The organism is Microbispora sp. NPDC049633 (genome assembly GCF_040675265.1).
Lineage (GTDB): Bacteria > Actinomycetota > Actinomycetes > Streptosporangiales > Streptosporangiaceae > Microbispora > Microbispora maris.
This window is the reverse complement of sequence record NZ_JBFAOO010000193.1, coordinates 1-13,708: the sequence shown is the minus strand read 5'-3', so window position 1 is coordinate 13,708 and position 13,708 is coordinate 1. Positions and strand designations below refer to the sequence as shown.

Genomic DNA, 13,708 nt, shown 5'->3' with positions numbered 1-13,708 from the left:
TCCCTGCTCCCGGTGCCCGCGTCGACCAGCAGGGCCTCGGCCGGCCCGGCCGCCGAGACCTCGGCCGCCAGCAGCAGGTCGCCCCGGCCGGTCCACCGGACGAACCAGGCGGACCCGCCCTCGGGCGCGGCCAGCGGCCGCAGGTCGCCGCCGTCCGGCCGGACCGTCCAGACCTGGGTGTGCTCACCGCCGCCGGGCACCACGAGCACGGCCAGCCGCTCGCCGGTCGGCGACCAGCTCACCTCGGCCACCGGCTCGGGCCCGGTGTCGACGGCCCGCGCCCCCGCGCCGGGCCGCGTCGGCTGGACCCAGACCCGCGGCGTGCCGTCCCGGTCGCTGACGTACGCGACGGCGCCGCGGTCCGGGGCCAGGGCGGGAGTCCGGCAGTCCCACGCCCTCAGGAACGCGGCTCCCGGGAACGCGGCTCCCGGGAACGCGGCCTCCGGGAACACGGCCTCCGGGAACGCGGTGTCGTGGGACACGGCGTCGGGGAGTTCGGTGCCGAGGAGGTGCTCCGCCATCAGATTCCCTGCGACTGCAGCCACATCTCCAGCAGCCCGAGCTGCCACAGCGTGTTGACCCCCGTCGTGGCGCGGTCGGCCCCCGGGTCGTCCAGCAGCCTCGCGACGTACGCCGGGTCGAACAGGCCCCGGGAGCGGGCGGCGGGCGCGGTGAGCGCGTCGCGCACCAGGTCGAGGAAGGGCCCGTCGATGTGCCGAATCGCGGGCACCGGGAAGTAGCCCTTAGGCCGGTCGACGATCTCGCGCGGCAGCAGCGCCCGCGAGGCCTCCTTGAGGATGCCCTTGCCACCTCCGGCGAGCTTCAGCTCGGGTGGGCACGCCGCCGCCAGTTCGACCAGCTCGTGGTCGAGGAACGGCGTGCGGGCCTCCAGACCGTGGGCCATCGTCATGTTGTCCACCCGCTTGACCGGGTCGTCGGCGAGCATCAGCCGGGTCTCCAGGCGCAGGACGGCGTCGATCGCGGTCCCGGCGCCCGGCCGGTCGAGGTGGTCGCGGACGACGCGGGCGCTCTCGTCCTCCCCGGCCAGGTGGGCGGGCGCGACGATGCCGGCCAGGTCCTCGTGCGGCCGGTCGAAGAACGCCCTGGCGTACGCGGCGAAGGCGCCCTCGCGGGGCACGGCGGCCACGGGAGGGAACCAGCGGTATCCGGCGAACACCTCGTCGGCGCCCTGCCCGGACTGCACCACCTTGACGTGCCCGGCCACCTCCCCGGACAGCAGGTGGAAGGCGACGCAGTCGTGGCTGACCATCGGCTCGCTCATCGCCCGCACCGCCTCCGGCAGGCCGGACAGCAGCCGGGAGTTCTCGATGAGGATGCGGTGGTGGGCGGTGCCGAAGCGCTCGGCGACCAGGTCGGAGTAGCGGAACTCGTCGCCCGCGTCGCCGCCGGCCGCGTGGAACCCGATGCTGAACGTCGACAGGTCCCGCTGACCCTCCTCGGCCAGCAGCGCCACGATGACGCTGGAGTCCAGGCCGCCCGACAGCAGCACGCCCACGGGCACGTCCGCGACCATCCGCCTGCGGACGGCGGCGCGCAGCCGGTCGAGCACGGCCTCACGCCAGTCGTGCGCGTCCATCCCCTCGTACCGCCGCAGCCGGGTGAAGGGCGGGTCCCAGTAGACCGTGTCGCGGGACGTCCCGTCGGCCTCGACCGTGCGCACGGTCGCCGGCGGCAGCTTGCGCACGCCGGTGAGGATCGTGCGCTCGCCGGGCACCAGCGAGTGGAAGGTCATGTAGTGGTGCAGCGCGACCGGGTCGATGTCGGTGCTCACCTCGCCCGCGGCGAGCAGCGCGGGCAGGGTGGAGGCGAAGCGCAGCCGCCGCCCGTCCCCGGACACGTACAACGGCTTGATGCCGAGGCGGTCGCGGGCGAGCGTCAGCCGGCCCGTGGCCGGTTCGAAGACGGCGAAGGCGAACATCCCCGCGAAGCGGCGCACGCAGTCGGGTCCCCAGTGGTGGAACGCCTTGACCAGGACCTCGGTGTCGGAGCCGGAGAAGAAGTGGTATCCCTCGTCCCGCAGTTCCTCGCGCAGCTCCCGGTAGTTGTAGAGACAGCCGTTGAAGACCGCGGTCAGGCCGAGGGAGGGGTCGGCCATCGGCTGGGCCGCCTTGTCCGACAGGTCGATGATTTTCAGGCGCCGGTGGCCGAGGGCGACCGGGCCCTCCGACCACAGGCCCGAGCCGTCCGGGCCGCGATCGTGCATCGCGTCGGTCATCCTGCCCACCGCGCCGATGTCGGCGCGCCGCCCGTCGAACCGGATCTCGCCGCTCAGTCCGCACATGTCGTCCTACCTCCCGGCCCCCGCGAGCCGGCGGTCTCCGGACCTCGTCTCGGCGAGGAGGAGGTCCACGACGTCGGTCAGGCGGCCGCCGTGCCGGAACGCCTCACGCTGCCGGGCGGCCGAGCCGCCGTCCGTCAGGGCCCGCTCCGCGAGGGACGAGACCAGCGCCCAGTCGCCGGACTCCTCGAGTTGTGGCCGCAGCCCCTCCAGCATCCGGCCGATCACCTCGCGGGCCGGCCCCGGCACGCCCTCGACCGGGTCGACCAGCTCGCCGTCCAGTCCCGAACGCGCGGCCCGCCAGGAGGCGGCCCGCACCAGTTCCGTACGCACGGACTCCTCGGCCGCGGCGGGCGAACCGCCTGCGGCGAGGGCGTCCAGCTCCCGCGCGACCAGCGCGCGGAACAGCCCGGCGATCAGCACGATGTCGTCCACCCGGGGGCAGGCGTCGCACACCCGCAGCTCGACCGTGGGCACGTGCGCCGACGGCCGGACGTCGAAGTAGAGCATGCCGGGATCGCTGATCACCCCCGACCGCACCAGTTCGTCCACCATCGCGTCGTACTCCTCGGCCGACTCGAACCGCGCCGCCGGCCCGGCGGTGGGCCACCGCTGCCACACCATCGACCGGAAGCTCGCGTATCCGGTGTCGGCGCCCATCCAGTACGGCGAGCTGCAGCTCAGGGCCAGCAGCGGCGGCAGCCAGGGAGCCAGCCGGTGCGTCACGGCCACCGCCAGGTCGCGGTCGCGCACCTCCGCGTGCACCTGCGTGCCGCAGATGAGCTGCTCGCGGGCGAGCGCCTGGTAGTCGGCCAGCATCTGCTCGTAACGCGGATCAGGGGAGATCTTCATCGTCTCGGGGTCGACCAGCGGGACCGTCCCCGCGGCGGCGATGCCCAGGCCCAGACCGTCCGCCGCCGCGACCACGTCGGCCCGCAGCCCGGTCAGCTCCCGCGACAGGTCCTCCAGCAGGCTGACCGGGCGCGTGTTGGCCTCCACGACCGAGCGTTGCAGCTCCTGGGTGAACCGGTCGGGGGGCAACTGCTGGAGGAGCAGACCGGCGCGCGGGACGGACTGCCGTGTTGCCAGGTCCACGACGTGGAACTCCTCTTCGACGCCGACCGCCATGTCCCGCGCGAAATTCGTCATATGGCCGCTCCCCAGGCTGATGAGTGCTTTCGTGTCCTCTGCCCCGAAAGTCGGCTTACGCACGTCTCTGGTTTGGCATGGTGATGAAAGTTACAGGTCCTCACCGGAGGGTCGCCCAGCTCACCGCGCTCACCGATGGGGCCGCCCGGCCGAGACCTTGACGCGAAAGGACCACACGGCCACGATCGCCGCGTTCCGAGCCGACCGCGAGCGCAGGGAGCCCGATGAACGGCCGCGCATCTTCCTTCCGACGCCGCGTCTGGGCGGCCGCCGTCGCCGCGGTGCTGCTGACCGCCTGGCCCGCCGCCACGCCGGCCGGGGCGGTCGACGACCCACCCGCGCCGGTGACCGGCAACGCGACCTATTTCGACGCCCTCGGCTCGCCGTACGGCGGCTGCGGCATCCCGCAGTCGGAGCTGGACTCGCAGGACTTCGTCGCGCTCAACGTGTACGACACGCCCGGGGACTACGCCTTCTACCCCCGGCCGCTGACCGGGGCGAACGCGTCCAAGGCCGGGCTGTGGAACAACGGCCTCAACTGCGGCCGGTACGTCAAGGTGACGATCTCCGACTACTGCACGGGCGTCAACGACGGCGGGGCCGGCCAGCCGTTCTGCCGCAACGGCTCGTGGGTCTCCGACGCCTACAGCGGCGCCACGCTGACCATGATCGTCGCCGACAGCTGCGGCGACCCCAACGGCTGGTGCCGCGACGACCGCTACCACCTCGACCTGTCCAAGCCCTCGCTCAACAGGTTCGCCAAGAACGGGACGCCCGTCGGGGACATGTACCCCAACCACTGGAACAACCGCCACGTGACCTGGTCGTTCGTCCCGGCGCCCGGCTACAGCGGCGACATCCGCATCGGGTTCATGAAGGGCGCGCAGGCGTGGTGGCCCGCCATCGCGGTCTCCCACCTGCCCAACGGCATCCACGGGGTGGAGTACTACGCCGACGGCGCCTGGAAGCAGGCCCAGATGAACTCCGACATGGGCCAGTCGTACATCATCGGCGGGGTCACGCAGGGCGCCACCCGCTTCCAGATCCGGGTGCGCGACGCGTCCGACGCGCTCGTGAACGGCGGCCGGGTCTACAGCTTCGCCCTGCCCGCGTCCTGCGGATCGCAGTGCGGCGCCGACTACACGGAGGCGAGCTACACCACGACGACGCCCAGCGGGTCGCCCTCGCCCTCGCCGTCCGCCTCACCGTCGGCCTCACCGTCCGTTTCGCCCTCTGCTTCGCCATCGGCATCCCCGTCCGTGTCGCCGTCGGCGTCCCCGTCGGCGTCCCCGTCCGTGTCCCCGTCCGTGTCCCCGTCCGCCTCGCCCAGCGCGTCTCCCTCGGCCAAGCCCGGGAACTGCCAGGTGACCTACCAGGTGGCCAGCTCGTGGCAGGGCGGGTTCACGGCGAACGTCACGGTCAAGAACACCGGCGCCGCGGCCTGGACGGACTGGGCTGTCGCCTGGGACATGCCGTCCGGGGTGAGCCTCGTCAACGCCTGGAGCGCGACCGTGACGACCGGCGGCGCCCGCTGGACGGCGAAGGCGCCCTCGTGGGCGAGGAGCCTCGCGCCCGGCGCGTCGGCGAGCTTCGGCTTCCAGGCGTCCGGCCCCTCCACGCCCGGGGCGAGCGGCATCACCTGCTCCTGACCTCCGGCCGGCTCGCCGCCCCCGGACGGCGGTGAGCGGGCCGGCCACGCTCCGGCTTCCACCCCCTGTCCCGGGCGCCGTACCCGCGGGAGGAGAAAGGTCCCGCGGCGGCGGGACCAGCGGCCCTGCCCCTGACGGGGCGCAGGGGGTCGGATGGGGGCAGGAGCAGAAGGAGGAGCCATGACCCAACCCGTCATCGTGGGCACCGACGGATCGCGCGCCGCGACCGCCGCGGTGGAGTGGGCCGCGGGCGACGCGGCGCGCAAGGGCCTGCCGCTGCGGATCGTGCACGCGGTGGACCGCCTGCCGTACGAGATCGCGCGCTATCCCATCCCGGTGGAGGACCAGCTCGACCGGGCGGGCCGGCGGATCCTGGAGGAGGCCGAGCAGGCCGTGCGGGAGACCCATCCGGCCGTCCGCGTCACCACCGCCCTGATCGAGGGCGACCCGTCCCGGGTGCTGCGTCAGGAGGCCGGGGACGCGGCGCAGATCGTGGTCGGCAGCAGGGGACACGGCGGGTTCGCCGGCATGCTGCTCGGATCGGTCAGCATGCACGTCGCGGGTCAGGTCGACGCCCCGGTCGTCGTGGTGCGTCCCGGGGTGTCGGCGCCCCACGGGCTGGTCGTCGTCGGCGTCGACGGCTCCGACGAGGCCGGCACCGCGCTGACCTACGCCTTCGAGGGGGCCCGGCTGCGCGACTGCCGTCTGCTCGCCCTGTACGCCTGGCAGCTTCCGGTGCACGCCTTCGCGCCCGAGATCACCTACGACATCGACGAGGTGCGCAAGGCCCAGGAGGACTACGTGGCGGACATGCTGCGGGCCCACCGGGACCGCTACCCCGACGTCCGCGCCGAGATGCGGGCCGTGTGCGCGCACCCGGTCGCCGCGCTGGTGGAGGCGGGGGAGAAGGCCGACCTGCTCGTCGTGGGGTCGCGGGGACGCGGAGCCGTCGGCGCGGCGGTGCTCGGCTCGGTGAGCCGGGCGGTCCTGCACCACGCGCACTGCGCCGTCGCGGTGGTGCGGCCTCCCCGGAGCTGAGACCGGTGCGCGAGAGGTCTCATCCGCGAGTTGAGAGTCGGTGACGGCCGAGCAGCGGCTTCCCCGAAAAAGTCTCACAAAGGACTTGAATGGGACACTTGAAGGAGGAAATCCAGCGAGAGAAGGACCTCGTGTGACCGAGAACGACGTCATCGAATTCACGGCCGGCCTCCCGGGCGTCGTCGCCTTCACCGCGGGCGAGGACAACGGCGCCCCGCGGGCCGCGTGGGGAGACACCTTCTTCTACTACGACCCCGACGACGTGCCGGCCAACCGGCAGATGCCCTTCGCCACGATCGTCGTCACGGACTACGAGGGGTTCGACACCGCCTCCGACCTGAACCGGCCGGGCGTCTTCCGGGTCAACATCGGCGTCGGCCGCGCCGTGTTCGAGGAGCTGCTCGGTTATCCGCCGGCCGCGCACCCCGCCCACCATGACGCGGTGGACTACCGCGCACCGGACCGGATCCTGCCGCACCCGGTCTACGCCGCCCAGTCCTGGATCTGCGTGCTCAACCCCGGCGACGCCACGGCCGAGCGGGTGCGTACCCTCCTGACCGGCGCGCACGCCCGCGCGGCCGCCCGCCACAGGACCGGTGAGCAGGCCACCCGCGCCTGACCCGGCGGGTGTTACCGTGACCCCGCATGTGCGATCTTCGAGGAGGTCTCGTGTCGGTTCTCGTCGCGTTCAGCGTCACGCCGATCGGCGCCGGTGAGGATGTCGGAGAAGCGGTGGCGGAGGCGGTGCGCGTGGTCCGCGCGTCCGGGCTGCCCAACCGCACCGACGCCATGTTCACCACGGTCGAGGGGGAGACGTGGGACGAGGTGCTCGGCGTCGTCAAGGACGCCGTCGCCGCCGTCGAGGCCCGCTGCTCCCGCGTCAGCCTGGTGCTCAAGGCCGACGCCCGAGCAGGTCAGGGCAGGCTCGACGCCAAGGTCGCCACGGTGGAGCGCCACCTCGCCGAGCGCCCCTCCTGACCACGGCCGCGGACGCGCCGCACCGCCGCGTACGGCGGATCGTCAGGGGGAGGCCCTTATGGCGGTCTTCAGCGCCGCACGCGACAGGCGGTCGGCGGCGCGCGTCGTCTCGGGGAGCCGGTGACGCGGGGTCAGGGCGAGCACGTGCCGGCAGGCGGTCTCCAGGTCGACCCGATGGCCGACGGAGACGAAGACCGGCTTGACGCCGTCCCGGGTGCGCAGCACCCGGCCGGTCACCTGGCCGTCCAGCAGCAGGTCGCTCCACGCGCCGCGCTCCCGGCCGGGCTGCCCGAAGGAGCCGACGAAGGCCGTCTTGCCGACGCCGATCGTGGGCAGCCCGGTGAGCACGCCGAGGTGGCACGCGAGACCGAACCGCCGGGGATGCGCCAGGCCGTACCCGTCGCAGACGATCAGATCGGGCGTGACGGTGAGCCGCTCCAGCGCCTCGACGAGGCTGGGCAGCTCGCGGAAGGCGAGCAGGCCCGGCACGTAGTCGAAGGCGGGCCGTCCCGGCACCGTCACCTGCTCGACCACGTCCAGGGTCGCCGCGTCGAGCACGACGACCGCGGCGGCCAGCAGGTCCTCGGCGTAGGCCACGTCCACCCCCGCGACCAGGGCGGGGTCACGGGGACCGGGGCCGGTCAGGTCGAGCCGGGACCGCAGGGCGTCCTGGATCGCCTCCGCCTCCTCGACGGTGGCCGGGGCGGTGACGGCACAGACCTCCATGCGGCGACCATAACGCCCCGGCGGCCCGGCAGGCGCCGGGGCCGGCGTGACGCGGGCCGCCGGGGCACGAGCCCGCGGACGATCGGACCGTACCGCGGGGGTACATGGAGTCGAGCTCTTCTGCCGCGTCGCCGGTCAGGACAAGCACTTTCGCCATCGCTCGCTCCTGTCGTCCCCTGGAGTGATCGCTGTTCACGGGTGGCGTCTGCGGCAGACCCTCGCCGAAGCCCCGCCCCCCGGCTCATCGTGAGCGGCGGTGCTCGACCACGCGGTCGCTCCGGCCGGAGAACACCATGATCAGCAGGTGCTGAGGCGTCCCCGCCTCCCAGTCCGGCTGCCGGTAGTGGACGCGGATCCGGTAACGGCCCTTGCCGCGGAACGCCAGATTCGGCAGGGGCTCTCCCCCCATCGGGTCCCTGAGCTCGATGTGGCCCGTGGGGCTCCGGTAGCCGATCTCCACCACCCGGTGCCAGCCCTTCACTTCGACCGGGGGTCGCGTGCGGTAGGTCTCCGTGGTCACACAGATGTCGTAGTCGGAGTGGCTGAGGATCATCAGGTGCCCCGGAACGGCGGCGACCAGATCGTCGTCCTGCGCCGTGTCCAGCAGGCCGTCGTCGAACGGGTCCGACGGCATGCTGTCGTCGTACTCGAAGGACTCCAGGACGCCGTAGTCGGTCCACGTCCGCTCGCGGGCGACGCGTACGGGTCTGATCAGCGGGCGGTGGCGGGAGCGGTCGCACACCTTCTGGCCGGCGGCCTCCCGCGCCCGATACTCGGCCTCCTCGGCGTCGATCTCCGCCTGGATCTTCGCGGCGGCCGGGGGACAGATGGGGGCGATCAACCCCTCGTCGGCGTGCGGGCCCGGGTAGACCTCGCACATCGCCCGCCCGTACGCCAGCAGGTCCCGGTCGGAGACGGCCGTGAACCGGCCGCTGCGGCGCACCCCGCAGATGAACGCCCGCTCGCCGGTCGGCACCCTCGCCGCGTCGCCGTACCGGGGCGCGCACTGGTCGGCCGTGGTGACGCGGCCGTACGCGAGGTCGGCGGGCGGCAGCGTGGCCAGCAGCGCGAGCACCGCGAGCGGCGGCCCGGCTCGCCGGACGGCGCCGACGATCGCCGAGGGCGGCCAATCGGTGGCCTGGCCGTCGGCAGGGCCGGATTCCTCGGCCGGTTCGGCATCGTGGTCGGCCGCGGACCGCCGCGCCCACAGCAGCGGGACGGCGGCGGCGAGCGCGGCGGCGGTGGCGATCGCCGGCGGCGTGACGCCGCCCAGCTCGGCCAGCCGCTCCGCGGGCCACTCCAGGAACTTCCCCGCCTCGTCGGCGACAGTGGTGAGCAGGAGCAGCAGGCCGCCCGTCCGGCCGAGCAGCCGGTTGGGCGTTACGGCCTGCCGGTGGCTGAGCAGGGCGACGGCGGCGATCACCCTCCCGGTCGCCGGGGCGGTGGCGCCGAGGACGTACCAGATCGACCCCGGCCCAGGTGCGGACAGAGCGAGCAGCAGGGTGAACGGCCCGCTCACGAGCAGGGCCCAGAAGGCCAGCCGGAAGGCCCCGAGCCTCCGGTGCAGCAGCACCGCCAGGAGCGCCCCGAGGACATACGGAGCGTAGGGCGAATAGGCCATCAGCCACCAAGCGAACCGGCCGTTCGCCCCGCTCACGTCCTGGAACGTCGTCGCCCACGCCTCGTCCCTCACCTCGCCGCGGAGTTCGGCGAGCAAGGACGACAGCAGCAGGCAGAGGGCGATCGCCCGCAGGGCCGGATGCCGGGCCGTGAACCGGATCCCCTCCGCCGCCTCCCGCCACAGCCCCGATCTCGGCGGCGGTGGCCTCTCGGCGGCGGCGACGCCGCGGAACAGTGCCGCCGCCACGGCCAGCCCCAGGCCGACGGTGAACGCGAACGTGAGGCCCGGCCAGTCGAGCACCGTCAGCATGACCGGCACGACGGCGATTTGCGGCAGCACGGTCAGCAGGGCGTTCGCCGGAAGCAGGCGCCCACGCCGGACGACGGACGGCAGGTACGCGTCCTGGCCGACCGCCGCCACCGACGCGAGGACGCCCGTCGCCATGGTCACCGTGAGGAGATGCGGCCAGGCGGCCGACCCGAGAGTTCCGGCCGTCGCGACGGACGTCACCGCCACCGCTCCCAGCAGGGCCGACAGCACCATGACCGACCGCCGCCGCGCCCGGTCGATCAGCACTCCCAGCGGCAGCGCCAGCAGGACGATCCCGGCCTGCTCCACGATCCCGCCTAGGGTGATGACCACCGGTGGCGAGGTCCTCCAGGTGGCGGTCACCAGAGCCGTGTCGGCGAGCGAGAAGGAGGCGCACAGGGCGGTCGCGGCGAGCGCGAAGAGCGGGAACCGCGGGAGGCTGGGGGAGGCCATCCGATGATCTTCGCCGCGACCGCCCGGTCCACGCAAACCGCCTCCGGCCCGCGTCCATCCGTGTCGGATTCGCGAGAGACCGGAGGCCGTGCATCCGGCTCCCGCGGCCTCGGCCCGTGCCGGCGGTGGGGTGTCTCCCGCCCCGATCCAGGTCCGGCCGTCTCAGTAGCCCCGCGCGGGGTCGATCAGGCCCAGCAGCGGCTCCCCCCGCAGGTAGCGGGCGACGTTCTCGCGCACCCGCTCGGCGAGGCTCTCGGTGAGGCGGGTCTGCGGGTTGGCGCTGTGCGAGGTGATCAGCACGTTCGGCTCGGACCACAGGCCGTGCCCGTCCGGCAGCGGCTCGGGGTCGGTGACGTCGAGGGCCGCGCCGCCGATCTCGCCGGTGCGCAGCGCGGCGAGCAGGGCGTCGGTGTCGACGAGCTCACCCCGCGCCACGTTGACCAGCCACCCGCGCGGGCCCAGGGCGCGCAGCTCGTCCCGTCCGACCATCCGGTACGTCTGCGGGGTGGCGGGCGCGGCCAGGATGACGTGGTCGGCCCGTGGCCAGACGGCGGCCAGGCCCCCGAAGGGCACGGTCTCGGCCGCGCCCTCGACCGGCCTGCCCGAGCGGTTGACCGCGAGGACGCCCGCGCCGAGCGCGCGCAGCCCGGGGACGACGGCCCTGCCGATCCCGCCCGCGCCGACGACGGCCACCGTGCTGCCCCGCAGCGTTCCCGGCTGGTCGCGCCGCCACGTACGGCTCCGGGCGGCGGCGGGCAGCCGGTGCACCCCGGCCAGCAGCAGGGCGAGGGCGTGCTCGGCGACCTGCGGAGCGTAGGCTCCGGCCGCCGAGCACCACACGCGCGTGGAGTCGACGAGCCCCTCCCGGGTCCAGCGTTCGACGCCCGCGGAGGGCAACTGGACCCAGCGCACGGTCGGCGTCAGGTACTCCCGGACGCCCTCGGGCCGCGAGTCGGTCCAGACCAGCGCCTCCGCGCGGCGCGGATCCGCGACGACCTCACCGCCGGCGGCGCGGACCGACTCGACGATCAGCGGCGGGTCCGCCGGGGCCACGCAGACGGTGAGCACGCGCCCGTCCTCTCCTGGTCACGCCGGGCGCCCGCGCGTCCGCGGCTTTCCCCCCACATTACGGTCCGCCCGCGCCCGCCGATCACCGGCCCGGCTCGCCGCCATGAAGGCCGCGCCGTCAGTCGATCTTGTTCGGATGCAGGACCACCTTGGTCCAGCCCTCTTCCCGCGCGTCGAAGTGCTCGTACGCCTCGGGCGCGTCGTCGAGGCCGAGCTCCTGGGAGACGATCCAGGACGGCCGGGCGCCACTCTCGTGGATGAGGGAGCACAGCTGGCGGTTGTAGTTCTTGACGTTGCACTGGCCGGTGCTCATCGTCTGGCCCTTCGACCAGAAGGTGCCGTAGTCGATGGCCACCTCTCCCCGCTGGTAGAGCTTGTCGCCGCCGCCGGGGTCGCGGGGGACGAACAGGCCGACGACGGCGATGTTCCCGGTGAACTTCACCGACCTGACCAGGTCGTTGAGCGTCATGTTGGGACGCTCGGCGCCCTTCGGATCGTGTGCCTGGAAGCCCACGCACTCGCAGCCGCGGTCGGCGCCCAGGCCCTGGGTGAGCTCCAGGACCTGCTCGACGGGAGAGGACTGGGAGTCGTCGATCGCGATCGCGCCGATCTCCTCCGCCTTTCTCAGCCGGTCCGGATGGTGGTCGATGACCATCACGCCGCTCGCGTTCCTGAGCAGGGCCGAGTAGGCGGCCATCAGGCCGACCGGGCCCGCGCCGTAGACCACGACGGTGTCGCCCGGCTGGACACAGGCGAGCATGGTCGCGTGCCAGCCGGTGGGCCACACGTCGGCCAGCATGACGTAGTCGGTCTGCCGCTCGTACGCGTCCTCCGGCAGGACGAGGCAGTTGAAGTCCCCGTACGGCACGCGCAGCAGCTCGGCCTGGCCGCCGTTGTACGGGCCCATGTCGGCGTAGCCGTACGCGGCGCCGGCCAGGCCCGACGCGGGATTGGTGGTCAGGCAGAAGGCCGTCAGGCCCTGTTCGCAGTTGGCGCAGAAGCCGCACGAGATGTTGAACGGCAGGCACACCATGTCGCCGACCTTGACCCGGTCGACGGCGTCCCCGATCTCGACGACCTCGCCGAGGTTCTCGTGGCCGAGGACCCGGCCCGGCTCGAAGCTGGTCCTGCCCTCGTACATGTGCAGGTCGGAGCCGCAGATGTTGGACGTGGTAACGCGGACGAGGACGTCGGTGTGCCGCTCGATCCGGGCATCCGGCACGGTGGTGACGCTGACCTGCCGGGGGCCTTCGTAGACCACGGCTTTCATGGCTACCCTCAAAGGCGATCGTTACGGAAGACGCGTGCGAACAGACGCGGCGCGGCGCCTCCGCGACGGCGGCCCGGGCCGATGTGCGCTGTATCGGTGTGAGAGGCCGTACCCCGCCGGGCGGGGCGGAAACCGGCGCGCCCGGTCACGTGGAGGGGCCGTGCGGCCCGTGATCGGTGGGTCAGCCGCCCGGCCCCCGGAGAGGGATGCGGGCGGCGAGCGCGAAGCCGCCCTCGGGGGTCGGCCCGGAGAAGAACCGTCCCTGGGCGAGGCAGACGCGCTCCCGGATTCCGGCCAGGCCGTATCCCCCGCCGAGGGAGGGCGCGGCCCTGACCTTCTTCCCGCCTGGCCGGGCGTGCTCCGGCGTGTCGACCACGGAGACCGCCACCTGGTCGCCGGTGACCTCGCAGCTGACCCGCACGCGGGAGTCCGGCGCGTGTTTGCGCACGTTGCTCAGTCCCTCCTGCACCAGGCGGTAGCACGCGTGCGAGACCGGTCTCGGCAGCGTCCCCGGGGGAGCGTCGAGGTGCAGGTCGACCTGGAGCCCGCTCGCCCGCGCCTCGCCGACCAGCCGGGTGATCGCCTCGATGCCCTCGGCGAGGTCTCCGTTCTCGCGGCGGAGCACGGTGAGCAACTGCCGCAGCTCGTCGAGTGCCTGCACGCCCTTGTCCTCGATGACCGCGGTCAGCTCGCCGATCTCGCCGGGATCGGTGGCCTCGCGGGCCATGCCGGCGTTGAGCACCATGGTGGTGACCGCGTGGGTGACGGTGTCGTGCATCTCCCTGGCGATCTTGCGGCGCTCCTCGGAGGCGGCGATCTCCTCGCGTTCGCGTACGCCGAGACGCAGCTCCCGGATGAGCCTCCGATAGTCGTACACCCATGTGCCGACCACCGCGGGCAGGTAGATGAGAGTCAGCGCGCGCACGACGTTGAGGTAGACCGAATGGTCTGTGTGGGGGTTGCGGAAGTCGACGGCGAAGTAGACCACGGTCAGGACCAGCGCGACGTACTGCCACCGGCGCATCCGGTGCTCGGCCGTCATCGAGTAGGCGGCGAGGATCATCGGCACGACCTGCCCGGTGACGCAGGCGCACGCGGACGAGGCGATGACCGCGGGCCAGGGGGTGGGGGGGGGCCCCAGCCGCGCC

The 13,708-nt window shown here is 73.4% G+C and carries 11 protein-coding genes and 1 pseudogene; 4 read left to right on the top strand and 8 right to left on the bottom strand.

Annotated elements, in window-relative coordinates; genetic code table 11:
• From AB0J39_RS32390 to AB0J39_RS32380, 3 genes and pseudogenes are all read right to left on the bottom strand, one after another.
• Positions 1-521: pseudogene (locus AB0J39_RS32390) on the bottom strand (hypothetical protein); the annotation flags it as partial.
• Positions 521-2,302: an N-acetylglutaminylglutamine amidotransferase gene (locus tag AB0J39_RS32385; protein ID WP_363471734.1), complete on the bottom strand. Its 1,782-nt coding sequence runs from the start codon at positions 2,300-2,302 to the stop codon at positions 521-523. The pseudogene AB0J39_RS32390 and the gene AB0J39_RS32385, both read right to left, overlap by 1 nt.
• Before the next feature lie 6 nt (positions 2,303-2,308).
• The gene (locus AB0J39_RS32380) at positions 2,309-3,448 is read right to left on the bottom strand and encodes a glutamate--cysteine ligase (protein ID WP_363471732.1); all 1,140 of its coding nucleotides are present in this window, start codon (positions 3,446-3,448) and stop codon (positions 2,309-2,311) included.
• Between the two features lie 224 nt (positions 3,449-3,672).
• Here AB0J39_RS32380 and AB0J39_RS32375 point away from each other — a divergent pair, with 224 nt between their 5' ends.
• The 4 genes from AB0J39_RS32375 to AB0J39_RS32360 all read left to right on the top strand — a co-directional run bounded on the left by AB0J39_RS32375 (position 3,673) and on the right by AB0J39_RS32360 (position 7,113).
• Positions 3,673-5,097 carry a cellulose binding domain-containing protein gene (locus AB0J39_RS32375; RefSeq protein ID WP_363471730.1) on the top strand — a complete coding sequence of 475 codons (1,425 nt, stop codon included), beginning with the start codon at positions 3,673-3,675 and terminating at the stop codon, positions 5,095-5,097.
• Positions 5,098-5,277: 180 nt separating this feature from the next.
• Complete coding sequence (locus AB0J39_RS32370) at positions 5,278-6,135, top strand: universal stress protein (protein WP_363471728.1); 858 nt, start codon at positions 5,278-5,280, stop codon at positions 6,133-6,135.
• A 133-nt stretch (positions 6,136-6,268) separates the two neighbouring features.
• Positions 6,269-6,754: a DUF6194 family protein gene (locus tag AB0J39_RS32365; protein ID WP_363471726.1), complete on the top strand. Its 486-nt coding sequence runs from the start codon at positions 6,269-6,271 to the stop codon at positions 6,752-6,754.
• Between the two features lie 50 nt (positions 6,755-6,804).
• On the top strand, positions 6,805-7,113 hold the full coding sequence (locus AB0J39_RS32360; protein WP_169988881.1) for a thiamine-binding protein: 309 nt from the start codon (positions 6,805-6,807) through the stop codon (positions 7,111-7,113).
• Between the two features lie 42 nt (positions 7,114-7,155).
• On the opposite strand, the gene AB0J39_RS32355 is transcribed toward AB0J39_RS32360, so the two are convergent.
• From AB0J39_RS32355 to AB0J39_RS32335, 5 genes are all read right to left on the bottom strand, one after another.
• Positions 7,156-7,839 carry an endonuclease V gene (locus tag AB0J39_RS32355; protein ID WP_363471724.1) on the bottom strand — a complete coding sequence of 228 codons (684 nt, stop codon included), beginning with the start codon at positions 7,837-7,839 and terminating at the stop codon, positions 7,156-7,158.
• Positions 7,840-8,080: 241 nt separating this feature from the next.
• Entirely contained in the window at positions 8,081-10,222 is a 2,142-nt protein-coding gene (locus tag AB0J39_RS32350) for an MFS transporter (protein WP_363471722.1), read from the bottom strand.
• A 162-nt stretch (positions 10,223-10,384) separates the two neighbouring features.
• Positions 10,385-11,290 carry a D-isomer specific 2-hydroxyacid dehydrogenase family protein gene (locus AB0J39_RS32345; RefSeq protein ID WP_363471720.1) on the bottom strand — a complete coding sequence of 302 codons (906 nt, stop codon included), beginning with the start codon at positions 11,288-11,290 and terminating at the stop codon, positions 10,385-10,387.
• Between the two features lie 118 nt (positions 11,291-11,408).
• Positions 11,409-12,560: a glutathione-independent formaldehyde dehydrogenase gene (locus AB0J39_RS32340; RefSeq protein ID WP_363471718.1), complete on the bottom strand. Its 1,152-nt coding sequence runs from the start codon at positions 12,558-12,560 to the stop codon at positions 11,409-11,411.
• A gap of 181 nt (positions 12,561-12,741) precedes the next feature.
• A partial coding sequence (locus tag AB0J39_RS32335) for a histidine kinase (RefSeq protein ID WP_363471716.1) occupies positions 12,742-13,708 on the bottom strand: 967 nt, incomplete at its 5' end.